Genomic DNA, 25,675 nt, shown 5'->3' with positions numbered 1-25,675 from the left:
CCCATCGCCGCGGAGAAACGCGAGCGTCAGGGGCCGTACGGGTCCACCAGGGCCGACGGGGTCCGGGCGATCTCCAGCACCGCCTCCGGGAAGTCCGGCCCGGCGGTGTAGAAGCGGGCACGGGTCTTGCCGACCGGGGTGAGCAGTTGGGCGGTGACCAGGTCGCGCAGGTCTCGTTGAGCCTGTTGAACGCTGAGACCCTCGGCGGTCTCGTATCGGCTGCGGCGGACGCGTCCGGACATGGCCGCATCGTGCAGCGCGGTCACCACGCGCTCGTCCAGCCGCCGTTGCCGGGCGAACTCCTCCAGCTGCACCCATACCTGGTTCGAGCGTTCAAGGCGGGCCTTTACCGTTTGACCCTGCTGATGGTAGGCGGTGAGGTTGAACCGGATCCACTCCGAGACATCCTGATCAGGGCGATAAGTTGCGCCGCGTCGGCCGAGCACGGCGTAGTACTCCCAAGTGTTGCCCGGCCTGCCCAGCCATGCCTCGATGGAGGAGAACTCCGGCGCGAGCACCCCGTCCCTGGCGATGACCAGGGTCTGAAGCGAGCGCGACATCCGTCCGTTGCCGTCGGCCCAGGGGTGGATCGAGACCAGGTGCAGGTGGGCCATGGCTGCTCTGATGAGCGGGTTCTCGCCGCCGTCGGTGTTGAGCCAGTCGCAGAACTCGCGCATCAGGTCAGGTACGGCCGGCGCCTCGGGCGCGGTGTAGGCGGCGATGCTCGGATCACGGGCGTCGGTGACGTAGACGGGGCCCTTGCGCCATTGCCCGGCCGGCTTGCGCACGGTGTGGCGGTGGCCCTGCAGCATCCAGTGAAGCGCGTTGAGGAAACCGGTGCTGTAGTGGAAGTCCTCGACGTCGTGGAGAGTCTGGATGTAGGTCATCATCAGCTGGTAGGCGAGGGTCTCCTCGCGGTTCTCTTCTGAGACATCCACGTCTCGCTCGCCCTCCATCAGGTCTTCGACGTCGATGGTGGAGACCTTGAAGCCTTCGATGGAGTTGGAGGCGGCGACCGCGTCGGCGGTCAGAAACTTTCGAAGCCCTGCAGTCCACTTCGCGGGTGTGGCGCGAACCTGATGACGCAACGCGCGCCGGGCTGCCTCGATCTCTTCGAGAACCCGGCTGTCCTGCGCCGAGAGGGACGGCGTAGCATACAACATGACGTCATGATACATTGACGCAATCATTGCATCAATGCATATGGCTACGGCACGGCCGATTCAGGTTCCCGGCCGCAGCAGGCCGGTCTCATACGCGGCGGCGACGGCCGCGGCACGGTCGTTGACCTCGAGCTTGCCGAAGATGTGCAGCAGGTGCGTCTTCACGGTGGCCTCCGTGATGAACAGTTTCCTGGCGACCTCGCGGTTCGTGGCGCCCCGCGAGATGAGCGAGAGGACCTCGAGCTCGCGAGGGCTGAGGGCCTGCTGCTGCGGCGCGCGGATCCGCTGGGTCAGCACGCCCGCCACGGAGGGGGACAGCACGGTATCGCCGCGGGCCGCGGCCTGGACGGCACGGCGGAGCTCAGCGCGTGGGGTGTCCTTGAGCAGGTAGCCGGTCGCGCCCTCCTCGATGGCGGGGAGCACGTCGGCGTCGTTGTCGTACGTGGTCAGGACGAGCACGCGGACGCCCGGGGCCTCCTCCTGGAGACGGCGGATGAGCTCGGCGCCGCCCATCCTGGGCATGCGCAGGTCGGTGAGCACGACGTCAGGGTGGGTGCGGCCGACCACGGCGAGCGCCTCGAGGCCGTCGCCGGCCTCGCCGACCACCTCGAACGCGTCGTCGGTGAAGATCCCGCGCAGGCCGTCGCGTACGACCGGATGATCGTCGACGATGATCAGGCGAATCGGCATGGCTCACTCAGCCGGGATGGCGGGGATGGTGGCGGAAAGACCGGTGCCCTCGCCGGGTGCCGACTCGATCTGGAAGTCGCCGGCCAGCCTGGTCACGCGCTGGCGCATCGAGATGAGGCCGAAGCCGCTTGCCTCCCCGGACGGGGTGAAACCGGCCCCGTCGTCACGTACGTCCAGCACCACGACATCTTCCATGTACGACAGGGTGAGGGCAACCCGTCCGGCCGAGGCGTGCTTGGCGACGTTGGCCAGCGCCTCCTGCGCCACCCGCAGCAGAGTGGCCTCCACCTCCGGGTGCAGCGGGCGGGCGTCGCCGGTGACCGACAGCGAGGCCGGTACGCCGCCGGCCCGCGTCCATGTGTCGGCGACGTCCTGGACGGCGGCGGGGAGCTGCGATCCGGCCAGCGGCGCCGGGCGCAGAGCCCGCACCGAACGACGCGCCTCCTTCAGGTTGTCCCTGGCCAGGGTGCGTACCGTGTCGAGGCGGACCCGGGCGGCGGCCACGTCGTCGAGCTCCTCTTCGGCGGCCTCGATCTGGGTGACGATGGCGGTCAGCCCCTGCGCGATAGTGTCGTGGATCTCCCGGGCCATGCGCTGCCGCTCGTCCAGCACCCCGGCCTCGCGGGCCCGGGTCAGCAGCTGGGCCTGCAGGTCCGCGTTCTCCTCGGCGAGCGCGGCCAGCTTGGCGCTGGTCTCCTGGAGTTGCGCGATCATCACTTTGCGGCTCTCGTTCTGGTCGGAGATGGTCTGTACGACGAAGCCGATCGCGGAGGCCACCAGCGCGGCCACCAGGAACGAGTAGAGCAGCTGGCCAGGAGAGCGCCCGGGATCGGGCCGCATGGAGACCAGCACGCCCGCGGTCGCCATCACCCCCGCGTAGGCCCACCACCGGGGCAGGACCGCGAAGGCCTGGATGAACGCCGCCGGCCCGGCCACCGTGAACAGCGAGTCGATGCTGACCAGCGCCCCGATCGCGGCGAGCAGGACGCCGAAGTAGACGATCGCCACCGCCGGCCTCCTGACCCACCCGGTGGTGACCATGAGCCCGTGCCAGCCCACGGCGAACAGGGTCAGAGCGAGCGTGTCGAGCCGCCAGTGCTGGAGCAGCGAGGCGCCGGCAGGGAGCAGGATGAACAGGTACGGGAGCACGGGCCAGACCCGGTCCCAGCGACTGGGACCGGGTCCGCTGCTCACCAACGGAACGCCTTCACGGCGCCGCCGCCGGCGACGAGGCAGATCGCGATCATGATGATCAGCGACACGGGCGAGACCGGGTGGCCCTCCCAGCCGTCGCGGATCGCCTGGACAGCGGGGGCCATGGGGGTCAGGTCGCCGATGGCCCGCATCGCACCGCCCATGGTCTCGCGGGGGATCACGGCGCCGGAGATGAAGACCATCGGGAAGAACAGGCTCAGCCCGATCACGGTCGCCGTACGGCCGGAGGGGACGACGGCCCCGAGCAGCAGGCCGATGCCGCTGAGGCTCAGCGCGGCCAGGACCCAGGCCAGGACCACCGCGCCCACGTTCGCGGGAGCCGACAGGTCGTAGGCCACGAGGCCGATCACCACCAGCAGCGCCGTGCCGAGCAGGGCCAGCAGCATGTGAGCGACCCACTGGGCGCCGAACAGCATCCCGGGCGAGGCGGGAGTGGCGCGCATCCGCTTGAGCACCCGGCGCTCGCGGTACTGCGCCAGCGTGGCCGGCAGGACGACCAGCGCGGCCAAGCCGATGACGAAGACGCTCAGCATCGGCACTGTGGCGTCCACCGCCGGCAGTCCGCCGGGCAGGGGCTTGCCGCCGCGCAACTTGACCCAGAGCATGATCGCCGGGAAGGCCAGCGCGAAGAACGCCGACATCGGATCCCGCATGATGAGCTTGAGCTCGACCCCGATGACCTGAGTGATGCCTCTCATGCCGCCTGCCCTCCCGTGAGTGCGAAGTACGCGTCCTCCAGCGAATCGGTGCCACCCTGGGCGATCAGCTCGTCCGGGGTGCCCTGGGTGATGACTCGGCCCTGATCGATGATCGCCATACGATCGCACAGCGTCCGGGCCTCGTCCATGAAGTGGGTGACCAGCACGACGGTCACCCCGCGGTCGCGGATGTCGCGGATCAGGCCCCACGTGGTGCGGCGGGCGGAGGGGTCGAGGCCGGTGGTGAGCTCGTCGAGGAAGACGACCTCGGGGTCGCCGACCAGGGCAAGCGCGATGAACAGGCGCTGCTTCCAGCCGCCCGACAGGCTCGAGAAGCTGGAGCGCCGCCGGTCCGCCAGCCCCCACTCCTCCATGAGCGCCCGCCAGTCGGCGGGCTTGTCGTAGAAGGAGGCGTACAGCTTCAGCGCCTCGCCGACCTTGATCGCGTCCGGCAGGGCCGCCTCCTGCAGCTGGACGCCGACGCGCGGCAGCAGCTGGCGCCGGTCGGTCCGCGGGTCCAGCCCCAGCACCCGCAGGACGCCGCCGTCGCGGTCCCGCAGGCCCGACGCGCACTCCACGGTGGTGGTCTTGCCGGCGCCGTTGGGGCCGGCGATGCCGAAGATCTCGCCCCGCTCCACCGTGAGCGATACGCCGTCCAGGACCTTGTCGCCTCGGTAGCTCTTGGTCATGCCGTCGATCTCGATGACTGTCATGTATTGAGAGTCGTTCGCGGCCGAGGCTTTCAACATCCTCCGAACGGTTGATGGGGGATCAACCGTAGTAGCCCTCCACCGGCACGCGGGCCACCTCGTACAGGGCCGGGCCCTCGGCGGGCGGGTCCACGAAGGCGCTGCCCGGCGGCTTGAGGCCGTCGAGCTGTTCGCCGGAGAGCGCGTAGACGACGCGCCCCAGGCCGGAGCGGGCGATCGCCCCCGCGCACATGCCGCACGGCTGGCAGCTCGTGTACATCGTGGTCGTGGCCGCCGCAGCCGGGTCGAGCTCGCGGGCGGCCCAGCGGGCCAGCTTCAGCTCCGGGTGGGCGGTGATGTCGCGGTCGGTGAGCGAGGTGTTGCGCTCCTCGGCCAGGACGGTGCCGTCCGAGGTCGCCAGCAGGGAGCCGAACGGCGGGTTGCCGCCCGCGCGGGCCTCCGCGGCCAGCTCGATGGCGCGGCGCAGGAGTCTCTCTTCGTCGCGGGTCACACTCGCTCCTCAGGTCATGGGCGTCTTCGCGCCCATTCTCCACCGGCGCCGGCTCGCGGGCGGTCACGACTCCTGGAGGCGGCGGATCATGGCCTGCTTGGCCGCCGCGAACTCCTCGTCGGTCAGCACGCCCGACCGGTGCAGCTCACCGAGCTCCGCCAGGCGGCGCAGCACCGCGTCGTGCACGTCGTCGGAGACGGGCGGCGGCAAGGAAGGCGGCGGGGGAGGCGGCAGCTCGGACGCGCGGGGCAGGCGGGCCAGCACCGCCGCGGCGACCAGAGCGGTGGCGCCGCCGTACCGCTGGATGCTCCACGCCACGCAGCGGAGGTCCTTCTGCGGCGCCAGCGCCGGTCCGTCGCCTTTGAGACGGAAGCGGAGTGAGCCGTACCCCATGCCCGACTGCGGTGTCCACTCCACCCCGGCCACGTCCGACAGCGGGAACTCCTGCGGCCCCGCCTTCTCCTTCTCCGAGCTCGCGAACACGGTCCACTCCAGGCGGACCCGCTCCCCGTCGAAGAGCGCCGTGCCGTCTCCGGCGGTGGCCGAGATGGGCACGGAGGGGCCAGGCAGGAGGTAGTCCTCGCAGGCGGAGGTGGGGGCCTGGTGGATGAGCAGGGTGTCACGGACCTCGTCGGCGAAGTACTCGGCCGCGCCCGTACGGTCCTTCGGGACGGCCAGCCGGTACGGGTCGGCGGGCGGTCCGAGCAGCCCCGCCACCGCATCCGACAGCGGATCGGCACCCTTGCGCAGCCGCAGCCGCAGGTGGCCGCCCTTGCGCGCCGGCTCGAACGCCACGCTCGCGATCGCCTCGAGCGGGACCACCACCTCGCCCAGTGTCTTGCGCAGCTCGTGCACGCTCTTGTCGCTGCCCGGGATGATGCGCAGTAACTCGCCGTTGAACGTCCAGGAGCCGTCGGCGACGGCGATCTCGGTCATGGCCCCAGTCTCTCCGATCGGCCGCGGGCCGCGCGCCGGAGATCCTGCTCAGGAGGACCGCTCCAGGCCTCTGACCTTTACCTTTGGGCTCACACGAGAGATCCTCGAAGGTAGGGAGGTGGTCCTCCATGGATTACAAGCAGTGGAACATACAGATCTGGATCAGTGAAGACGACAACGACGCCGTGACCACGGCCACGGCGGTGCTGTTCACTGCTGACGGCAAACGGCACGAGAGCGTGGCCCACGCCCGGCGCAATCCCAGCGACCGGCCGGTCCCCGGGATCGGGGACGAACTGGCCGCCGGGCGGGCGCTGTCCAACCTGGCCTCGAAGTTGATCGAGGACGGTGCCGAGGACGTGGCCCAGCTGGCCGGCACGGCATAGCTCAGAGCAGCCCCGCGGCAGCCAGGAGCTTGCCGATCCGGCCGACCTCGTCGTCGTTCAACGGAATCTGCGGGAGCGCGGTGATCGGGCAGTCGATGACACCGCGTAGGTGGAGTGCGGCCTTGAAAGCGCCGAGGCCGGAAGAGCTGCCGCCCATGCGCGAGCCACCGACGCGGACTATCTCGAACAGCCTGATCAGGCGCTCCTGCTGCATCCTGGCGGCCTCCCAGTCGCCGCGTACGGCGCAGCGGTACAGCTCCACGTACCCCTGCGGGTCCACGTTGCCCAGCCCGGGCACCACGCCGTCGGCGCCCATCCACAGGGCCGAGTCCACGGTCACCTCTGACCCGGTGAGCACGCTGAACGGCGCCTCGCGGCCCATGATGACCTCGCGCAACCCGCCGTCGTCGCCGCTGGAGTCCTTCAGCCCGGCCAGCGCCCCTTCGGCGGCCAGCTCGAGCAGCAGGTCCGCGGTCAGCTTGGTGTGCACGGAGACCGGCAGGTCATAGGCGTAGACCGGCAGCCCGCCGCGGGCGGCGACGGTACGGAAATGGGTACGGATCTCGTCCGGATGCGTACGCGTGTAGAACGGCGCGGTCGCCACCACTCCCGACGCCCCGGCCTCGACCGCGACCCGCACGTGCTCCAGCACGCGCGGCGTCGTCATGTCGATCACCCCGGCCAGCACCGGCACCTGCCCGCCCACGTGGCCGACCACGGTGTCCAGCACCACCCGCCGCTGCGCGTCCGTCAGGTACGCCACCTCCGACGACGAGCCCAGCACGAACAGCCCGTCGACACCGCCGTCCAGCAGGTGGTCGACCAGCCGGACGAGCGAGGCGGCGTCCACCTCGTAGTCGGGGGTCATCGGGGTGCAAACCGGGGGGATGACACCGGTCAGACTCATGCGCGCTCCTGGATCAGCTCTACATCGGTCGCTCCCGCCGCCACCGGGTGGTGGCAGTGGAAGAGGTGGTCGTCTTCGGCCTGTGCCGCGGGCCACTCCGCGGCACACTGGTCGTCTGCCCGCCAGCACCGGGTGCGGAACGGGCACCCGCTCGGCGGCCTGGTGGCCGAGGGCACGACGCCCACGAGCGGGATCGGGTTGATCGGCGAGATGAGCCCCGGCGTCGCGGAGAACAGCGCCCGCGTGTACGGGTGGCGGGCGCCCAGCGGCATGACCTGCGCGGGCGCCTGCTCGACGATCCTGCCGAGATACATGGTGATCACGCGGTCGCTCATCCTGCGTACGGTCTGGATGTCGTGCGAGACGAACACCAGCGCGAGCCCGAGCCGTTCCTTGAGGTCGAGCAGCAGGTTGAGGATCTGGGCGCGGACCGACACGTCCAGCGCGCTGGTGGGCTCGTCGGCCACGACCAGCTCGGGTTCGAGCGCGAGCGCCCTGGCCACGGCCACGCGCTGGCGCTGGCCGCCGGACAGCTGGCTCGGCAGCGCGTCGGCGGCGCTCGAGGGCAGGCCCACCAGGTCGATCAGCTCGCGTACGCGGGCGTCGCGCTCGGCCGGGGTGCCGCGGCGGTGCACGTTGAGCGGGTCGCGCAGGATCTGCCTGACGGGCAGGCGGCGGTTGAGCGCCGTGGACGGGTCCTGGAAGATCATCCCGATGCTCGACCCGATCAGGGCGCGCCGCTCGGGCTCCTTCAGCGACCACAGGTCCTTGCCGCGGAACGTCACCGTGCCCTGGGTCGGCCGCTGCAGGCCGACCAGCACCTTGGCCAGCGTGGACTTGCCGCACCCCGACTCGCCGACCACGCCCACCGTCTCCCCGGGGCTCACCGTGAGGTCCGCCCCGGTCAGCGCGTACACGCGGTCGCGGGAGAGCAACCCGCCGGAGCGGGCCTTGTGCACGACGTGCACGTCCTTGAGCTCAAGCACGCTGCTCACTCCTCACGAGGGACACCGCGGGATGGTGGCAGGCCGCCGCGTGTGTCGCGGTCCCCTCCAGCACCGGGGTCTCGGTACGGCACACGTCCGTGGCCATCGGGCACCGGTCGGCGAAGCGGCAGCCGGGCGGGAAGTCCGCCGGGGCGGGGACCACGCCGCGGATCTGGGTGAGCCGCTCGGCGCCCGACTCCAGCGACAGCACCGAGCCCAGCAGGCCGCGGGCGTAGTGGTGGGCGGGCGCTCCGACGAGGGCCGCCGTGGCGCCGGTCTCGACGATCTGGCCGCCGTACATGACGATCACGCGGTCGGTGACGTCGGCGACCAGCGCGAGGTCGTGCGAGACGAGGATCAGCGCGAAGCCCAGCTCGTCGCGGAGCTTCAGCAGCAGCTCGATGACCTGCGCCTGGACGGTCACGTCGAGCGCGGTGGTGGGCTCGTCGGCGACGATCAGCTTGGGGTCGCGCGACAGCGCCATCGCGATCAGCACCCGTTGCCGCTGCCCGCCGGAGAGCTCGTGCGGGTAGGAGGAGAGCGTGCGGCGTGCGTCGAGGCCGACGAGTTCGAGCAGCTCGGCGGGGGTGCGCCGGCCGCCGCGGCGGGTGAGCTGCTTGAGCTGGGCCTTGATGGTCATGGCCGGGTTCAGGGAGGAGAGCGCGTCCTGGTAGATCATCGCCATCTCGTGGCCGAGCAGGCGGCGGCGGGTGCGGCGCGACTCCGAGAGCAGCTCCCGCTGGTCGAAGCGGACGTGGCCGCTGACGCGGGCGTCGCGGGGCTGCAGGCCCATGATGGTCAGCGCGGTCAGCGACTTGCCGCAGCCGGACTCGCCCACGAGGCCGAGCACTTCACCAGGCCGCACCTCGAAGCCGATGCCGTCCACGATGTCCACGCCGCCGCCCGGACCTTCTGGGAACCCGATCCGCAGTCGCTCCACCGAGAGGATCGGCGGCCCCTGGGGGAGCGGGCGGGCCCGCTCGGCCAGCCTGCGGGCGGCCTCGGCCAGTCCCGGCAGCTCGACGACCTCGCCGGAACCGGGGCTGGCCTGTTCGAAGGCGTCGTCCTTCTTGGTGACGGCCTTGCGGGAGGCGGGCGCGGCCCAGGCGTCGGAGATGCCCTCGGAGAGGATGTTGAGAGCGAGCACGGTGAGCAGGATCAGCAGGCCCGGGAAGACCGTGGCCCACCAGCCGCCGAGCAGCACCAGGTTCTTGCCGTCGGCGATGACGCTGCCCCAGGAGGGGTTCGGCGGGCGTACGCCGGCGCCGATGAACGACAGTGACGCCTCGAACACGATCGCGTCGGCCACCATCACCGTGCAGAACACCAGCACCGGGGCCGCGCAGTTGATCGCGACGTGCCTGACGACGATGTACGGCGTGCGCGCCCCGATGATCCGCTCGGCCGCCACGTAGTCCTCGCCGTACTGGGCGATCACGTTGGCCCGCACGACCCGGGCCACGGACGGCATGTAGAGGAAGGCCATGGCCATGACCAGCACCGGGATGCTGCCGCCGAACACCGCCACCAGCACGGCCGCCAGCGCGATGCCGGGGAAGGCCATGACGACGTCGAGCAGCCGCATGATGGTCTCGTCGACGGCCCGGCGCGAGGTGGCCGCGACCGCGCCGACGACCGCCCCGGCCACCAGGGCGAGCCCGGTCGCGCCCAGGCCGATGATCAGCGACCAGCGGGCCCCGTACAGGAGCCTGGACAGGATGTCGCGGTTGGCGCTGTCGAGTCCCATCCAGTGCGCCGCCGAGGGGCCGCCCCCTGTCGCGGACTCGGCGACAGTGGATGTCGCCTCCTGGAAGTACGGCGAGTGCGGCGCGATCCACGGTGCCAGCAGCGCGGCCAGCACGACCATGGCGACGATGCCGACCGCCACCCACGACAGGGGCTTCAGCCGGCGGAGAGCCACGCCTGGGCGGGAGAGCCGTTCCGTCAGTCCACGTCTCATGTGGCGCTCCTGAGGCGGGGGTTGACCAGCAGGTAGAGGATGTCCACGACCAGGTTGACGACCATGAACCCGACCGCGATGGTCAGCACCACGCCCTGGACGACGGCCGGGTCGCCGTCGCGCACGGCGTTGATCATGAGCTGGCCCATGCCGGGCAGGCCGTAGATGGTCTCGATGACCACGGTGCCGCCGATCAGGTAGCCGACGCGCAGGCCGAGCACGGTGAGCGGGGTGATCAGGGCGTTGCGCAGCACGTTCCTGCCGACGACCACGATGGGCGGCAGGCCGCTGCCGATCGCGGTGCGGACGTAGTCGCGGTCCAATTCCTCCACCATCGACGTGCGGATGATGCGGGTGAGCTGGGCGGCGATCGGCAGCGACAGCGACAGGGCGGGCAGCGTCATCGACTGCAGCCAGCCGGCCGTGGAGTCGGCCGGGTTGATGTAGCCGCCGGTCGGGAAGAGGCCCTCGCCGACCGCCAGGTACTGGATCATCAGCAGCGCCAGCCAGAACGACGGCGCGGCCACCCCGATCAGCGACACCACGCGGATCACCTGGTCCGGCCAGCGGTCGCGGTACAGGGCCGCGGTGACGCCGAACACCAGCGACAGCACCACGGCGACGGCCAGGCCCAGGAACGTGAGCTGCAGCGTCAGCGGCAGCGCGGTCGTGATCGACTCCAGCACCGGCTTCTTGGTGAGCACGCTGGTGCCCATGTCGCCCTGGGCCAGGTCCACCACGAAACGGACGTAACGCAGCGGCAGCGGGTCCAGCAGGCCGTTCTCGACCTGGAACTGGTGGATCTGCTCGGGGGTCGGGTTCGCGCCCTGGAAGTACGCGTACTCCGGCTTGCTGTTGGAGAAGCGCATCACGATGAAGACGAACGCGACCACGCCGAGCAGCAGCGGGATCAGCATGAGGAGCCGCCGCAGCAGCATCCTGGCGACGAGCGTCATGTCCTCTTGGCCTGCAGCAGGTTGATGCCGGGGTACGGCTGAGCGCGGATGCCGGACAGCTTCTTCGGGTCCCAGGCGGTCATCAGCTCGTTGTGGACGACGGGGTAGAGGATCACCTGCTCAGCCACAAAGTCCAGATATTTGTGGATAAGTTCGGTCCGCTGGGCCTTGTCGGCTTCCTTGCTGGCCTCGTCCATCATCGCGAACAGCTTCTTGGCGTCCGCACTGCCGTCCCAGTGGCTGTACTTCATCCACAGGCCGCCGGGCACGTAGTTGTAGTGCAGGATGAGGTCGGCGTCCATGCCGAACTGGTTGGGGTTCGAGGCGGCGGCGACCACCTGATAGTCCTGAAACTGGTCCATCTTGGCGAACAGCGCGGCCGTGTCCTGCGGCTCCAGCGTGGTCTTGACCCCAATGGCCTCCCAGGAGGAGGCGATGGTCGGCAGGCAGTCCGCGATCCAGCTCACGTTCACGGCCATGAGGTTGATCGTGAGGTCCTTCACGCCGGCCTCCGCCAGCAGCGCCTTGGCCTTCTCCGGGTCGTAGTCGTACACCCACGAGGCCCGCTTGTGGTCGGGGTGGCCCTCGTTGAGGAAGGAGGTGGAGGCCGTGCCGTGGCCCTTGAGCGCCACGTCGATCATCTTCTGCTTGTCGATCGCGTAGTGCAGCGCCCGGCGGACGCGTACGTCGTCGAAGGGCTTGGCGCCCGTGTTGAACATCAGGAACAGGTGGTTCATGCCCTTGCCGCCCTCGACCGTCAGGCCCTGCTGCTTGAGCTGGTCGACGTTGGCGTACGGGATGTTGTCGGCGATCTGCGCCTCGGCCGAGCCGCCGGAGATCTTGGCCACGCGGGCGGCGGCGTCCACGATCGTCAGCCAGTTCATCTTCTTGACCGTGGCCGGGCGCGGGCCGTTGTAGCCGTCGAACGCCTCGAAGGAGGTGTTGGACTTGGGGTTGTGCGCCGTCTGCTTGTACGGTCCCGAGCCCATCGTCATGCCGCTCTTGGCCTTGTCCCAGGCCCCCGCCTGGCTGAAGACGTGCTTCGGCATGATCTTCGCGATGGTCAGCCTGGGCGCGGCGTCGGGGAACGGGTACTTGAAGACCAGCTCGACGTTCCGGTCATCGACCTTCTTCACCTCCTGGAGCCAGGACTTGAAGAAGTTGCCGGTCAGGACGTTGTCGGGGCCCAGGATCCGCTCGAAGGTGAAGACCACGTCGTCGGCGGTGACGGGCTGGCCGTCGTGCCACTTGGCGCCGTCCCTGAGCGTGAACTTCCATGAGGTCGCGTTCAGGTCGGTGGGCACGGCGGTCGCGAGCGCCGGGTACGGCTCGCGCGTGATCGGGTCGGTGTCGAGGAGCCCCTCGTAGATGTGGTTGATCCCGGCCATCGCGAACGCCGACGCGGTCTGCGTCGGATCCCAGCTCTGGTCGTTGCCGTACCCGATGACGGCGGTGATCAGGTCCTTGTTGGATCCGGCGCCGACCGAGCCGGTCGAGGCCGGGCCTCCGGAACAGGCGGAGAGAGTGGCCGCGATGAACGCCGCCGCACCTGTCGCTCCGCTGTAACGCAGGAAGTCGCGGCGGCTGAACTCAGAGCTCACGGATTCCTCCTGGAACTAGAACATAGGACGTCCCATGTCCTATCTTTTGCGTAAGGTGGACGCTAAACGTAGCCACCGCTTGAGGTCAACAGAAGATTTCGGGATTGTTACCTGCGACGAAAGGATCTTTCATGGCCACTGTCCCGCGTCCGGTGCGGCAGAGCCGTGCCGTCGAGGCCCAGGAGGGCGTCAAGGACCTGATCGTCCAGCGCGGGCTGGTGGCCGGCGATCCGCTGCCGACCGAGTCGGAGCTCATGGAGGAGCTGCGGGTCAGCCGCAACTCGATCAGGGAGGCGCTCAAGGCCCTGCAGGCGGTCGGCATCGTGGAGATCCGCCACGGGTTCGGCATGTTCGTGGGCCGGATGTCGCTGGCGGGGCTGGTGGACGAGCTGGCCTTCCACAGCCGCATCACGCTGCAGAACGGCAAGAACCACCTGGCGCACCTCGTCGAGATCCGCGAGATCCTGGAGTCCGGCCTCGTGGAGCGCCTCATCGAGCTGGGGCCGGAGGCCGACCTGACGCCGGTCGCCGACGTCATCGCCAGGATGGAGTCCGAGGCGCAGGCCGGGCCCGTCTCTCCCGAGACCGACCGCCTCTTCCACGACCTGCTCTACCGGCCGCTCGGCAACCCTCTGGTGAGCCAACTGCTGGGCGCGTTCTGGGACGTGTACTACCAGCTCCGCGACGAGCTGGGCGCGCCGGACGAGCCGCCGGGCGACGTGGTCAGGCGCCATCGCGACATCTACACGGCCGTCCTGGGCGGCGACCGGGCCGCCGCCGTGGCCGCCGTGCACACCCATTTCGAGGGCGTACGCAACCGCGTCGCGCGGATCGGCTGATCAGTACGCGGCCAGCCGCTCCACGCGGCGATGCCAGCGCCGGCGCCACTCCCCGTACCAGGTGGCGAACCAGGGGTGGACGCCGGCCAGCGGCATGATGTACGCCACCGTCTCCAGGTAGTAGCGCCGCTGGAACCGCCACGGCATCCGCTGCAGCTCCTGCACGTTGCTCACCCGGTCGGCCAGCTTCACGAGCACGGCCTGGGACGGCGCCTTGACGAGAGAGCTCAGGTAGTCGGCCTTCGCGACGCCGCGGGGCTTGGTCACCCACCTCACGAGCTCCGCCACGCGCGGGCCGAACCGCCGTACGATCTCCGCCTCGGTGCACGGCGTGTCCTCAAGCACGTCGTGCAGCACGATCGCCACCAGCACGTCCCTGTCGCTCACCCCCGCGCCGGCCACGGCCACCTCCAGCGCCTCCAGCAGATGCTCGACGTACGGGCGCCCGGTGGGCCGCTGCTGCACGCCGTGCTGCTCCCGGGCGAACGTGACCGCCGCGCGCAGGACCTGCACGGTCTCCGGCGGCAGCGCCTCGCCCAGCGGCTCCTCGGCCTGCGCCCAGGACGGCCAGCTCGTGAAGGTGTCCATCCGGCTCCTCTCGACGTGCCCCCGCCCCGCCAGCGATCGTAGTGGCCGCAGGCCCGATCGCTGGGGGAAACCGCCGCGACTCCCGTCAGCTGTTTCCGCGCCTGATCACCTGCTCACACCGTCGGCGGGCCGCCGCAGAAGACCCAGATCGGCCCGCCGCGGCAGGCTCTCCCAGTCGCCCTGGGAGGTCACCGCGAACGCCCCCGCCGCGCACGCCGTACTGAGCCGCTCCGCGGGCTCCGCCCCGGCCAGCCAGTCGGCCAGCCAGCCGGCCGCGAACGCGTCCCCGGCTCCCACGGAGTCGACCTCGGTCACCCGGTACGGCTCCGCCCGGTGCACGACGCCGTCGGACAGCTCCATCGCGCCCGCCGCGCCGAACTTGACCAGCACGTGCCGCGGGCCCAGCGCCGCCAGCGCCTTGGCCAGCTCGGTCGGATCGTCCGCGTCGACGATCAGCCGGCCCTCGGCCTCGGTCGCGAACAGCACGTCCACGTTCCCGACCGTCTCCCGCAGCCACGCCCCCGCCTCTTCGGGGGTCCAGAGCGCCCTGCGGTAGTTGACGTCCAGCGAGACCAGCACGCCGGCGGCCCGCGCCTCGGCGACGGCGTGCCGTACGGCGTCGCGTGCCGACTCCGAGAGCGCGGGCGTGATCGCGGAGACGTGCAGCACCCTGGCGGACCTGATGAGCTCGGGGTCGAGGTCGGCGGCGCACAGGCGCGAGCCCGCGCTGTCCTTGCGGTAGTAGCGCACGTCGATGAGGTCCGCCGTGCGTCTGCCCTTGATCATGAGGCCGGTCGGCGCCGTGGGATCGGCGACGGCCCGCGCGTCCACGCCCTCGCCCGCCAGCGTGGCGCGGATGAGGTCACCGAACTCGTCGGCCCCCACCCTGCCGACCCACACCGCACGGTGGCCGAGTCTGGCCACGCCGATCGCGACGTTCGACTCGGCGCCGCCCAGGCCCAGGTCGAAGTCGCGGGCGAAGCGCAGCGGCCCCGTGCGGCGGGCGGCGAAAAGAGCCATAGTCTCACCGAAAGTCACCAGTTCGTGCATGGTTGAAGACTAGTGTCACGGTCTGGATGGGCGGTCGGAGACCGAGATCTCGTGCTTGTCGCCCGGCGCCAGAAACTCCAGCAGCCGCAGTCCCTCCTTCTCGACCTCCTCCAGGACGGATATCGGGACCCACTGGTGGACGGTGAGCGTGGAGGTGCCCTTGGCGCGGGTGACCGTCCAGTCCCCGGCGGTGAAGCCGTCCACCAGGATGGTGCGGGGCTGCACGTTCGTGCCCATGAAGCCGCGGAGGGCGGCCAGGCCCGCCTCGGTGATGACCCTGGAGCGGTCGGCGTGCGACAGGAAGAGGTTGTCGAAGTCGTACATCAGCCGCACCGGCGCCGGGGTGTCCTCGTCGGGGCGTACGGCGTCGGGCAGGTCGTACAGGGCGCGTCCCGACTCGTCCCTGAATCGGACGAGGTCCAGCGACTCCACCACCTCGCCCAGCCGCGTCAGCCCCGACCACGTCTGCACGTCCATCACCGACGCCGGCCCGAACGCCGCGAGATAGCGCCGCACCAGCTCGGCGGGCGTCATCGGCGGCGCGTCGAAGCCCAGCCACGACTCGGCGCTCGTGTGCGCGACGGGCCCGCTCCTGCCCCACAGCCCGCGGGGCGGCACCTGTACCAGCGGGACCAGCCACCGCACCGCCTGGCTGAGCGCGTGGCGGTCGTGCGACGGCCACCGCTCGGCGAGACCGCGCTCGAGCTCGGCGAACGTCATGGGCTGCTCCTCCACCAGCGCCCGGCCGCGCGCCGCCAGCTCGTCGAGGTCCACGCCCTCCAGCTTCTTGCCATACGTGCCGCGCGTCCCGCGCTCGGTGACGACCTGCAGGAGCGGCCGCATGGCCAGGCAGTCGCGGGCGCTCACGAGGTGGATCGTGGAACGCTGCAGGGCGATGCGTACGAGCTCGCGCGAGAGCATCAGGTCGGCGGCGTCGGCGGGTTTGAAGCCCTCGACGCGGTTCCACAGGCCGGTGTACCAGGTGTGCGGGGTCTGCGCCTGGAGTCCGCCGAGGTCCTCCACGACCTCGATCACGGTTCTGCCGGTGCGGCGGAGCAGGTGCTGCCGGTCGAGCGTGGCCCGGTTGAGCGCCCTGCGGCTGATGAGGGGATCCATGGTCACCAAGGTAGGGGCTATTGCGGCCGGTCCCGGGCCGCAATAGCCCCAGCGACACCGGCGGGTGGCCGGCTCGTGGCTTCCTTGCGCCCGATGGTACGCGCGCCGGCGAGCTTATGGACGTGCATCAGGTGGGAACGGCGCATCACGGAGCAGCAGGGCCGCCTGCACCCGGTTGGTGCAGTTCAGTTTGGCGAGGATGCGGCTGACATAGGTCTTGACGCTGGCCTCGGTCATGTGGACCCGCCGAGCCACCTGGGCGTTGGACAGGCCCTCCGCCACCAGGGCCAGGATGTCGGCCTCGCGTGCGGTGAGGGTGGCCAGCCGGCCGGCGGCGTCGCGTCCGCGCTCGTCGTCGCCAGGCATCGCCATGTCGAGCACCTGGCGGGTCACCGCCGGCGACAGGTACGCCTGCCCGGCGTGGGCGGCGCGGACCGCGCGGATCAGTTCGTCGGGGGTGCACGTCTTCAGGACGAACCCGGACACGCCTTGCCGTACGGCGCGCCGTACGTTCTCCTCATCGCCGAAAGCGGTGAGCAGCACCACGCGCGTCCCGGTCAGTTCCGCGGCGGCGGCCAGGCCGTCCAGCACTGGCATCGCGATGTCCAGGAGCGCGACGTCGACCTGGTGCAGGCGGGCGGCCCGCACCGCCTCGCGTCCGTCGCGCGCGGTGGCCACCACCTCGATGTCTCCGGCCGACTCCAGGACGGTGCGGATGCCCGCGGCGATGAGGGGCTCGTCATCGGCGATCAACGTCCTGATCACGAGGTGGCCCCCGCGAGGACCGGCACCAGGGGGAGCATCGCGACGAGCCGGAACACGCGCGGTCCCGGATGGACGCGCAGCAGTCCGCCTGCCGCGGCGACGCGCTCGGTCAGCCCGTGCAGGCCGCTGCCGCCGCCGACGGGGGAGAGGGGACGGCGGGGCATGGGGTTGGCCACCGAGATCAGCAGGGCGTCGGGCTGCCAGTCGAGCGACACGGTGATCGACGCGCCGGACGCGTGCTTGACGGCGTTGGTCAGCCCTTCCTGGACGACCCGGTAGGCGGCGTGGGACGCCCTCGGGTCGGTGAGCGGGACGGCTTCGCCGGATGTCCCGATCGTCACCGAGGCGCCCGCCGCCCGGGAGCGGGCGACGAGGTCGTCGATCTCCTCCAGGCCGGGGGCGTCATGGCCGCGCAGCGCGTTGACCACCTCGTGCAGTTCGGCCGCGGCGGCGCGGGCGGTGCCCGCCAGGCCGCCCACCGCGCGCCGCTGGTCGGGAGGCAACGGGCCCACCTCCAGCGCGGCGGCCTGCACGGACACCAGGCTGAGCAGGTGACCGAGAGAGTCGTGCATGTCGTGCGCGATGCGCAGCCGCTCGCGCAGCCGTTCCTGTTCGGCGATGAGAGCCTTCTCCCGGCGCAGGTGCTCGCGCTGCTGGGCCACGTAGCGGCCGGCGAGCAGCGGCAGCGCGGTCAGCACGACGACGCGGGCCAGGCTGATCCACGGCTCCTCGGCGCCGGGGGACCGTTGCACGGCGAGCAGGAGGACGCACACGTACGCGCTGAGTGCGCCTGCCGTCAGCACCACATCTCTACGTGCGGAGATGCGGTGCCCGGCCTGGAAGCCGGTGCAGACCAGCAGGGCGAGCAGCCCGCCGCTGAACACCGCCAGCGCCAGCGCCGCGAGGAAGGCCGCGAACGGCAGACGGTTCATCGCCGCCATGGCGAGCGCCACCGTCGCGGCGTACGCGGCGAGCGTCCATCCGTGCGTCCCGTCCAGCCACAGCAGCGCCGTGTCCGCGACCACGACCGCGGCGATGAGCGCATATCTGGGCATAGACCTCACCCTACTCATCGCGCCTGGTAGCCCTCATAGTCAACTTTGGTCAACAGTCATCGACGACTTTCGCGGGCAGACCGCTGATGTCCGCGACTCCTAGCGTGCTGCGCATGCTCAACACATTCCTGGCGGTGGCCGTCCTCACGGCACCGGTCCAGGCGCCGCAGCCGTCCCTCCAGTGGAGCGCCTGTCCCGTCGCGAACGCGCCCGAGCTCCAGTGCGCGGACCTGGCCGTCGCCCTGTCGCCCAAGAGCGAGCGGAAGATCACCCTGAAGGTCGCCCGCCTGCCCGCCACCGGCGCCAAGAAGGGATCCGTGCTGGTCAACTTCGGTGGTCCGCAGGGGTACCAGATCGCGTCGCTGGGCTCACGTACCCAGATCTTCGACAAGATCCGTACGTCGATGGACGTCGTGACCTGGGACCCGCGCGGCTATCCCGGGCTCAGCGGCGCGGTGCTGCAGTGCGAATGGGGCTTCGTGCGCACCCCGGCCTTCCCCGCTGACCAGGCCGAGTTCGACCGGCTCGCCGCGGCGAACAAGGCCAGGGGCGACAAGTGCCGCGACACCGATCCGGAGCTCTTCGACCACATGGACGCGGCCTCCGACGCCCGCGACGCCGACGCCATCCGCGAAGCGCTCGGCGAGGACAAGATGAACTTCCTCGGTCTGTCATACGGCGGCACCATCGCGCAGTCCTACGCCCGGCTGTTCCCGCAGCGCGTGCGTACGATGTACATCGATGGCACCGGAAACCACAGCCCGCGCGACTGGGACCGGGAGCTCGGCACCATGGCCCGTGACAACGAGCGCTTCATGGACCGGTTCTTCGCCTGGGCGCCCGCAGGGACGGAGAAGCGCTGGCGGGCACTGGTCGCCAAGGCGAATCGCGAGCCGATCCCCGCCGCCGGCGTGGCGGCCCGCTTCGACGGCACCCAGTTGCAGTCACTCGCGTTCCTGAAGCTCCGGCCCGGCCCCGCACGATGGGCCGACGTCATGGCGGCCATCACGGCGGCCGAGGCCGGGGACGCCTCGAGCTTCGCGCTGTCGAGCCGCCAGCCGTACCCGGGACTGCCCGGCGGCGGGGTCAAGGAGTGCCTGGACTTCCCGCGCCCGGCGAACCAGCGGGAGGTGGCGCGCACGGTCAAGCGGCTGCGCGCGATCGCCCCCGACACCGGCGCCGCTTTCCCCCTCGCCTGGCACCTGCCGCTCACCTGCGCCGGCTGGCCGACTCCGGTGACCAACCCGCCCGCGCCCATGCCCCGTACGCTGCCGCCGCTCCTGGGCGCGGGCACCTGGCAGGACTACGACTCCACCCGCCGGGTGACCGAACAGATCCGAGGCAGCCGCACAATCAAACACGACGGCCCCGGCCACAACCTCTTCGGCGCGATGGCCAACCCCTGCGTCATCGACCACGTCAGCACGTACGTCACCGAACGCCGACTGCCGCCCCGGGGGACGATGTGCCCGTGATCCGGCGCAGGCGCTGGTGGATCGCGGGCTCCGTCATCGCGGTCCTCCTCACCGCCGCCGCGACGGTGACAGTGATCGCCTTCCCGTCCGTCACGGCCATCACCTGCCCGCGCTGTTACGGCCTGGAGCGGCTCCAGCCCGGCGTGTACGCCGAACCCGGCCTCCCGCAGGCCCGGCGCCGGCAGGTGAGCGAGGTCGCCGAGCAGGCGAACAGGCGGGTGAGTGACTTCTTCGGCGGTCGGACGACCTCTCCGGACGTCCTCGTGTGCCTGTCCGACGACTGCTACCGCAGGATCGGTGGCGGCCGCGAACGCGGTATCGCCGTGCTCAACCGGTCGGTGATGCTGTCCCCGCGCGGCGTCGACCCGGTGATCGCCTCGCACGAGCTGACCCACGTGGAGTTGCACGCCCGTCTCGACGGCGCCGAAGTTCCGCAGTGGTTCGACGAGGGCCTCGCCGTCCTGGTCAGCGACGACCCCCGGTACCTCGCCCCGACCGGCGACCGCTGCCTGCGCGACTCCCGCCGGCCACTGCCGGTCACGCTCGACGACTGGCTGCGCGCGGCCTCGGCGGATCCCCAGGTGTATGCCGAAGCCGCCTGCCAGGTGAGTCGTTGGGTGGAGAAGAACGGCGGGAACGAGGCCGTACGAACCCTCATCGAACGGCTCTCAGCCGGACAGCCCTTCCCGGACATTCAGGGCTAGCGAGGCCGGCGCACTCCCTCGGAACGACGGCCACCACCACGGTCCGGGCTTGTTTTTGATTAAATGACCAATTACTCTCATCTAGTCAAAAACTTATGGAGTGGGGCTCATGGGCAGAGTCGGACGGCCGCCGCAGGATCCGGTGCAGCGGGCGCACGGGATCCTGGACGCCGCGGCCGAGCTGGTCCTGCGGTGGGGCTACGACAAGACCACGATCGATGACGTGGCCAAGCGCGCCGGTGTCGCCAAGGGCACGATCTACCTGCACTGGAAGACCCGCGACGACCTGTTCGCCGCGCTGCTGCGCCGCGAGCGGGTCCACCTGGTCGAGGAGATCCGGGCGAGCGCGCCGACCACAGTGGGCGAGTTGTTCGGGGAGTTCGTCGGCACGGCACTGCGCCGGCCGCTGATGCGGGCGGCGCTGGTCCGCGACTCCGAGGTGCTCGGCAAGCTCGCGCGCATGAAGCAACGCAGCACGATGAGGCTGGACCTGGGCGGCGCCTTCGACGCCTACCTCGACCGGCTGATCGAGCACGGCGCGGTGCGCGAAGCTCCCCGTGACCACATGACGGTGATCAGCGCCATCGTGTACGGGTTCCTGTTCCTGCCCGATCTGGCGCCGGAGGAGGCTCAGCTGCCCGACGAGCGGATCATCGAGCTGGTGGCCGACACCGTTGAGCGGGCCATGAGCACGGGCCGGGCGCTGCCGGAGGAGGACGCGCAGGCAGTGGCGCGGGCGACCCTGGATCTTCTGGACTCCATGGCGGAAGTCGCCCACCGCAGGCTCATGACGTCCCTGACCACTTAAGGAGCGTGCGCTGTGAAGTTGGTGCTGTCTCTCGACGATGCCGCGGCCGATCTTGCGACCGTGGGGGGCAAGGGTGCCTCGCTGGCCAGGCTGACCAGGGCGGGGCTGCCCGTTCCCGGGGGGTTCCACATCACGACGGAGGCCTACCGGGCGTTCGTGTCGGCGTTCGGTGACGAGATCGCGCACGCGCAGGACGCGCGGAGGCTGTTCGCCGAGCATGAGATGCCTGCCGAGATCGCCGCGGAGATCCGCCGGGCGTACGGGGCGCTCGGCGATGACGTGCCGGTGGCCGTGCGTTCGTCGGCCACCGCCGAGGACCTGCCGGACATGTCGTTCGCCGGTCAGCAGGACACCTATCTCAACATCAGGGGCGAGGGGCTGCTGGATGCTGTCAAGCGCTGCTGGGCCTCGCTGTGGAACCCGCGCGCCATCGCCTACCGCGAGCAGAACGGCGTCCCCCATGATGAGGTGGCGCTGGCGGTGGTGGTCCAGGAGTTGGTGGACGCGGAGGCGGCCGGTGTCCTGTTCACCGCGAACCCGGTCACCGGTGCCCGTGACGAGAGCGTGATCAACGCTTCCTGGGGGCTCGGTGAGGCGGTCGTCGGCGGTCAGGTCACCCCGGACACGGTCGTGGTGTCGGGCGGCGCGGTCATTCAGTCGCAGGTCGGCGACAAGACGGTGATGACCGTCCGCACTTCTGACGGCACCCGCGAGGAGCCTGTGCCGGAGGAGCTGCGCGGCAGGCCCGTGCTGGACAAGCAGCAGGCGGTGGAGCTGGCCGCGATCGGCGCGCGGATCCAGGAGCTGTACGGGACTCCGATGGACGTCGAGTGGGCCCGGAGCGGCGGCGCGTTCGCGATCGTGCAGGCGCGCCCGATCACCGGTCTCAAGCCGCAGGTCGAGGAGTGGAACGACAGCCTCAAGGGCGACTACTTATGGACCGCGGGCAATTTCGGGGAGGCCATTCCCGACGTCATGACCCCCATCACCTGGTCGTTCGTGCGCCTGTTCATCCACGAGGCGATGTCCGCCTCCGCCATGCCCGGCTTCGACATGGTGGGCAACATCGGCGGCCGCTTCTACATGAACCTCTCCCCGATGTACTCGGTGATCAAGGCACTCCGCCTGAAGAGCCTGTCCGGCCCGATGGAGGACGTCTTCGGCAAGATCCCGCCCGGTCTCGACGTACCGAGGGTGAAGCTGTTGCGCTGGGAGGTCGTCAAACAGGGCGTGCCCACGGCGATCCGGGTCCGGCTCCGGGTGCGGAAGAACCTGAGGAGCATGGGCGCCTTCCTGGCCACCGCCCGGCAACGCTGCGAGGACCTGCGGGCCGCGATCGCGGCCACCGCCTCGGCACCCGAGCTGGCCGACCTGTACGAGCGCGAGATCCAGCCGCACGCCGTCACCGCATGGCGCATGCTGGAGGCCGGCGGCCGCCAGGGCGGCACCAGCCTGCTGCTCACCCGCTCCAAGCTGCGGAAGATGATGGGCGACGTCGACGCCGAGGCCATGCTCACCGGCGTCAACGCGGCCGGCGACCTGGCCAGCATGGGCCTGGTCGTGGGCCTGTCCCAGCTGGCCCGCGGTGAGATCACCCGCGAGGAGTTCGCCCGTCTGTACGGGCATCGCGGCCCCCACGAGTTCGAGGTGTCCATCCCCCGCCCCGGCGAGGACCCCGCCTGGATCGACGCCCAGCTCGCCGGCCTGCGCGACCTGCGTACCGGCGCCGAGGAGCTGCTCGCCAGGCAGGAGCAGGCCGGCGAGGCAGCCTGGGCCCGTTTCGCCCGGCGCTATCCCGGCAAACAGGACAGGATGCGGGAGCGGGTGCGGCGCTGGGGCGTCGTCGTACGCGACCGTGAACGCACGCGCTCGGAGGCCGTCCGCGCGTTCTGGGTGCTGCGCGCCTTCGTCGTCCGCGCGGGCGAGCTGACCGGCCACGGCGACGACCTGTTCCACCTCTACCTGCGGGAGCTGCTCGATCTGCTGCGCGGGAACGCGTCGGCGCTGGAGCAGGTGCCGGTCCGGCGGGCCACGTACGAGCGTTACGCCGCGCTGCCGCCGTACCCGGCTCTGATCGTAGGGCGGTTCGACCCGGTGCGCTGGGCCGCCGACCCCGACCGGCGGGCCGACCTGTACGACGCCCGCGGCAACACACCCCCGGTGAGCGACACCGTAACCGGCTTCCCCGGCGCCCCCGGCGTGGTGGAGGCCACCGTACGCGTGATCGCCAGCCCGGAGGAGGGCGACCGGCTCCAGCCGGGCGAGATCCTCGTCACCACGCTGACCAACGTGGGCTGGACCCCGATGTTCCCGCGCGCCGCCGCCGTCGTGACCGACATGGGCGCCCCACTGTCCCACGCCTCGATCGTGGCCCGCGAGCTCGGCATCCCCGCCGTGGTCGGCACCGGCAACGCGACCATGCGCCTGCATGACGGCGACCGTGTCCGGGTGGACGGTGAGCGGGGCACGGTCGAGGTGCTGACCTGAAACGACCGCGAAAAGGCAAGCGGGCAGCTGCACGCTGGGGCGGAAATGCCGCCGTTGGTTGATTCGTCATGAGGTGGCGCGTTGGGGCGGCCCGTCACGGGGCAGCGCATTGGAGTGGGGTCGGCCATCGGCCGACCGGACACGTGCCCGCCGGGGGACACACCATTCGTCTGAGACGGGGAAGAGGAGCGGAAGAAGGGCGGAAGATTCGCCTCGTAACATCCTTCTGTCCTGGGCGGATACGCAGGAAGTAAAGTTGATGCGAATGTATGGATTAATTACCGGAGTCGCTCTTGCTCTTCCGGTCGCGGCAGCCACTGGCACTCCCGCGAGCACGGCAGTAGCGGACCCCGGCACGGCGGCCATCACCTGCCGGGACGCCTGAAATAGATATAGAGCAGCTCGCCGCTGCCGTGCGACTCTGCTTTCGACAGGGCTTTCGTGGAAGCTGCCACCTGCCGAAGAAGAGTGGTTGAACGCGTGCGCACCGTCGCCGCCCGCTTTCTCTCTTCTCGCAGGGGTCATGTTTATGATCGTGGATCTGCGCGGATCTTGACTCGGATTCGCGTGTTCAGTCATGCACTCAGGAGACTATACGTGCGCAAAATCGCCATCGGCGCCTTGGTCGGCTTGGCAGCGACCTTCGGTGTGGCACCGTCCGCCGACGCCAGTGTTCCGAGCCTGGCCGACCTGGTCCAGCTCAAGGACATCCGGGAACACCAGTTGGCATTTCAGATGATCGCCAACGGCAATGGCGGAAACCGGGCCTCGGGTGAGCCTGGATTCGAGAAGTCAGCAAATTACGTGGTGGCCAAGCTCACGGTGGCCGGGTACAGACCCACAATTCAGCGCTTCGCTTTCCCTTACTACAAAGAGCTCACGCCCTCGGTCTTCGCCCAGACCGCTCCGTCGCCCACCTCGTACACCCATGGCAACGACTATCGCACCCTCGACTACTCGGGCGCCGGCGACGTCACGGCAGCCGCGGCGGCCGTGGATCCCGCCGCGGCCGGATCGGGCAGCGGTTGTGAGGCCGATGACTTCGCCGGTTTCACCGCCGGCAGTATCGCGCTGATCCGCCGGGGCGGCTGCAGCTTCGAGATCAAGGCGGACAACGCCCAGAAGGCCGGCGCGAGTGCGGTCGCCTTCTACCAGCGTCCTGACGTTCCCGATGCACCGGTGGAGGGTACGGCGCTGCGCCCGTTCACCATCCCGCTGATCGGCTTCACCAACAAGCTGGGCGTCGAACTGGTTCAGGCGGCGAAGGCAGGTGACCTGAAACTCCGCATCAGGACCGACACCATCAGCGAGCAGCGCACGACGTCCAACATCGTGGCCGAGACCCCGTACGGCAACCCGGATCACGTGATTGCCGTCGGCGGCCACCTCGACAGTGTGGCCGCGGGTCCCGGCATCAACGACAACGGCAGCGGGGCGGGGACGGTCCTCGCCATCGCTCAGAAGATCGGCCAGATTCGCGACCGTGTCAACAACCGGGTCCGCTTCACCTTCTGGGGCGCCGAGGAGGGAGGTGATTATGGCTCCAAGTACTACGTGGCGAGCCTCAGCGCCGAGGAGAGGGCCAAGATCGCGCTCTACCTGAACTTCGACATGATCGGCTCCCCGAACGGGGTCCGCGGCGTGCTGGACGGTGATGACTCACTCGGCCAGGGCACCAAGCCGCCCGCAGGCTCGGACGCCATCGAGAAGGTCTTCACCGACTACTACGCCGGGCGCCGGCTCGCGCTCAAGCAGGACGCGTTCACCGGCTCCTCCGACTACCAGCCGTTCATGGACGCGGGTATCCCGGCGGGCGGGGTACGCTCCGGCACCGACACCGTGAAGACGGCCGAGGAGGCCACCGTCTTCGGCGGCACGGCCGGAGTGCCCTATGACCCCTGCTACCACCAGGCCTGCGACACCTACGACAACGTCAACGCGACCCTCCTCGACCAGCTCGCGGACGGCGCCGCCTACGCGACCGAGACGTTCGCCAAGAGCGCGCCGACGATGAAGACCGGCAGCGTGAGAACACCTGCCACCGAGAAGACCCCCAGGACCGGCGAGGGCCGCACCCCCATCAGCTGATG

The 25,675-nt window shown here is 70.3% G+C and carries 24 protein-coding genes; 7 read left to right on the top strand and 17 right to left on the bottom strand.

Annotation, left to right across the window (positions count from 1 at the left end):
• Positions 1–26: 26 nt before the first annotated feature.
• The 7 genes from ABD830_RS23965 to ABD830_RS23935 all read right to left on the bottom strand — a co-directional run bounded on the left by ABD830_RS23965 (position 27) and on the right by ABD830_RS23935 (position 5,902).
• Complete coding sequence (locus ABD830_RS23965; RefSeq protein WP_344991267.1) at positions 27–1,163, bottom strand: Fic family protein; 1,137 nt, start codon at positions 1,161–1,163, stop codon at positions 27–29.
• A 60-nt stretch (positions 1,164–1,223) separates the two neighbouring features.
• The gene (locus ABD830_RS23960) at positions 1,224–1,853 is read right to left on the bottom strand and encodes a response regulator (protein ID WP_344991264.1); all 630 of its coding nucleotides are present in this window, start codon (positions 1,851–1,853) and stop codon (positions 1,224–1,226) included.
• A 3-nt stretch (positions 1,854–1,856) separates the two neighbouring features.
• Complete coding sequence (locus tag ABD830_RS23955) at positions 1,857–3,047, bottom strand: histidine kinase (RefSeq protein ID WP_344991261.1); 1,191 nt, start codon at positions 3,045–3,047, stop codon at positions 1,857–1,859.
• Positions 3,044–3,766, bottom strand: a complete 723-nt coding sequence (locus ABD830_RS23950; RefSeq protein WP_344991258.1) for an ABC transporter permease — start codon at positions 3,764–3,766, stop codon at positions 3,044–3,046. The genes ABD830_RS23955 and ABD830_RS23950 overlap by 4 nt, the downstream gene beginning before the upstream one ends.
• Positions 3,763–4,479, bottom strand: coding sequence for an ABC transporter ATP-binding protein (locus ABD830_RS23945; protein ID WP_344991255.1), 717 nt, complete (start codon positions 4,477–4,479; stop codon positions 3,763–3,765). The genes ABD830_RS23950 and ABD830_RS23945 overlap by 4 nt, the downstream gene beginning before the upstream one ends.
• A 58-nt stretch (positions 4,480–4,537) precedes the next feature.
• Entirely contained in the window at positions 4,538–4,966 is a 429-nt protein-coding gene (locus ABD830_RS23940; protein WP_344991252.1) for a nucleoside deaminase, read from the bottom strand.
• 63 nt (positions 4,967–5,029) lie between these two features.
• Entirely contained in the window at positions 5,030–5,902 is an 873-nt protein-coding gene (locus ABD830_RS23935) for a DUF4429 domain-containing protein (RefSeq protein WP_344991249.1), read from the bottom strand.
• Between the two features lie 128 nt (positions 5,903–6,030).
• Here ABD830_RS23935 and ABD830_RS23930 point away from each other — a divergent pair, with 128 nt between their 5' ends.
• Complete coding sequence (locus ABD830_RS23930; protein ID WP_344991246.1) at positions 6,031–6,288, top strand: DUF1876 domain-containing protein; 258 nt, start codon at positions 6,031–6,033, stop codon at positions 6,286–6,288.
• A 1-nt stretch (position 6,289) separates the two neighbouring features.
• On the opposite strand, the gene ABD830_RS23925 is transcribed toward ABD830_RS23930, so the two are convergent.
• Genes ABD830_RS23925 through ABD830_RS23905 form a run of 5 tightly spaced genes read right to left on the bottom strand, consistent with a single transcriptional unit; the run spans position 6,290 to position 12,698 of the window.
• Positions 6,290–7,195 carry a dihydrodipicolinate synthase family protein gene (locus ABD830_RS23925; RefSeq protein ID WP_344991244.1) on the bottom strand — a complete coding sequence of 302 codons (906 nt, stop codon included), beginning with the start codon at positions 7,193–7,195 and terminating at the stop codon, positions 6,290–6,292.
• Positions 7,192–8,181, bottom strand: coding sequence for an oligopeptide/dipeptide ABC transporter ATP-binding protein (locus ABD830_RS23920; RefSeq protein WP_344991242.1), 990 nt, complete (start codon positions 8,179–8,181; stop codon positions 7,192–7,194). Before ABD830_RS23920 ends, ABD830_RS23925 begins: the two co-directional genes overlap by 4 nt.
• On the bottom strand, positions 8,174–10,141 hold the full coding sequence (locus ABD830_RS23915; protein WP_344991239.1) for a dipeptide/oligopeptide/nickel ABC transporter permease/ATP-binding protein: 1,968 nt from the start codon (positions 10,139–10,141) through the stop codon (positions 8,174–8,176). The genes ABD830_RS23920 and ABD830_RS23915 overlap by 8 nt, the downstream gene beginning before the upstream one ends.
• Entirely contained in the window at positions 10,138–11,097 is a 960-nt protein-coding gene (locus tag ABD830_RS23910; RefSeq protein ID WP_344991235.1) for an ABC transporter permease, read from the bottom strand. Before ABD830_RS23910 ends, ABD830_RS23915 begins: the two co-directional genes overlap by 4 nt.
• A complete protein-coding gene (locus ABD830_RS23905) occupies positions 11,094–12,698 on the bottom strand; it encodes an ABC transporter substrate-binding protein (RefSeq protein WP_344991232.1) in 1,605 nt (534 codons plus the stop codon). Before ABD830_RS23905 ends, ABD830_RS23910 begins: the two co-directional genes overlap by 4 nt.
• A gap of 131 nt (positions 12,699–12,829) precedes the next feature.
• Here ABD830_RS23905 and ABD830_RS23900 point away from each other — a divergent pair, with 131 nt between their 5' ends.
• Positions 12,830–13,537 (top strand): FadR/GntR family transcriptional regulator, encoded by a 708-nt coding sequence (locus tag ABD830_RS23900; RefSeq protein WP_344991228.1) that lies wholly within the window; start codon positions 12,830–12,832, stop codon positions 13,535–13,537.
• On the opposite strand, the gene ABD830_RS23895 is transcribed toward ABD830_RS23900, so the two are convergent.
• The 5 genes from ABD830_RS23895 to ABD830_RS23875 all read right to left on the bottom strand — a co-directional run bounded on the left by ABD830_RS23895 (position 13,538) and on the right by ABD830_RS23875 (position 18,111).
• The gene (locus ABD830_RS23895; protein ID WP_344991226.1) at positions 13,538–14,125 is read right to left on the bottom strand and encodes an HD domain-containing protein; all 588 of its coding nucleotides are present in this window, start codon (positions 14,123–14,125) and stop codon (positions 13,538–13,540) included.
• Between the two features lie 105 nt (positions 14,126–14,230).
• Positions 14,231–15,175 carry a sugar kinase gene (locus tag ABD830_RS23890; RefSeq protein WP_344991223.1) on the bottom strand — a complete coding sequence of 315 codons (945 nt, stop codon included), beginning with the start codon at positions 15,173–15,175 and terminating at the stop codon, positions 14,231–14,233.
• A 15-nt stretch (positions 15,176–15,190) separates the two neighbouring features.
• A complete protein-coding gene (locus ABD830_RS23885; RefSeq protein ID WP_344991219.1) occupies positions 15,191–16,291 on the bottom strand; it encodes a winged helix DNA-binding domain-containing protein in 1,101 nt (366 codons plus the stop codon).
• A 114-nt stretch (positions 16,292–16,405) separates the two neighbouring features.
• Complete coding sequence (locus tag ABD830_RS23880) at positions 16,406–17,056, bottom strand: response regulator (protein WP_344991217.1); 651 nt, start codon at positions 17,054–17,056, stop codon at positions 16,406–16,408.
• Complete coding sequence (locus ABD830_RS23875; RefSeq protein ID WP_344991214.1) at positions 17,053–18,111, bottom strand: sensor histidine kinase; 1,059 nt, start codon at positions 18,109–18,111, stop codon at positions 17,053–17,055. The genes ABD830_RS23880 and ABD830_RS23875 overlap by 4 nt, the downstream gene beginning before the upstream one ends.
• 113 nt (positions 18,112–18,224) lie before the next feature.
• Between ABD830_RS23875 and ABD830_RS23870 the strand changes: the two genes are divergently transcribed.
• The 5 genes from ABD830_RS23870 to ABD830_RS23850 all read left to right on the top strand — a co-directional run bounded on the left by ABD830_RS23870 (position 18,225) and on the right by ABD830_RS23850 (position 25,673).
• Positions 18,225–19,586: an alpha/beta fold hydrolase gene (locus tag ABD830_RS23870; protein WP_344991211.1), complete on the top strand. Its 1,362-nt coding sequence runs from the start codon at positions 18,225–18,227 to the stop codon at positions 19,584–19,586.
• Positions 19,583–20,290, top strand: coding sequence for a hypothetical protein (locus ABD830_RS23865; RefSeq protein WP_344991208.1), 708 nt, complete (start codon positions 19,583–19,585; stop codon positions 20,288–20,290). Before ABD830_RS23870 ends, ABD830_RS23865 begins: the two co-directional genes overlap by 4 nt.
• 109 nt (positions 20,291–20,399) lie before the next feature.
• Positions 20,400–21,098 (top strand): TetR/AcrR family transcriptional regulator, encoded by a 699-nt coding sequence (locus ABD830_RS23860; RefSeq protein ID WP_344991205.1) that lies wholly within the window; start codon positions 20,400–20,402, stop codon positions 21,096–21,098.
• Between the two features lie 12 nt (positions 21,099–21,110).
• Positions 21,111–23,585, top strand: coding sequence for a PEP/pyruvate-binding domain-containing protein (locus ABD830_RS23855; RefSeq protein WP_344991202.1), 2,475 nt, complete (start codon positions 21,111–21,113; stop codon positions 23,583–23,585).
• A 441-nt stretch (positions 23,586–24,026) separates the two neighbouring features.
• On the top strand, positions 24,027–25,673 hold the full coding sequence (locus tag ABD830_RS23850) for a M20/M25/M40 family metallo-hydrolase (protein WP_344991199.1): 1,647 nt from the start codon (positions 24,027–24,029) through the stop codon (positions 25,671–25,673).
• Positions 25,674–25,675 lie beyond the last annotated feature (2 nt).

The sequence above is a fragment of the Nonomuraea helvata genome (assembly GCF_039535785.1).
Taxonomy (GTDB): domain Bacteria; phylum Actinomycetota; class Actinomycetes; order Streptosporangiales; family Streptosporangiaceae; genus Nonomuraea; species Nonomuraea helvata.
This window is presented reverse-complemented; position numbering and strand designations above follow the sequence as displayed.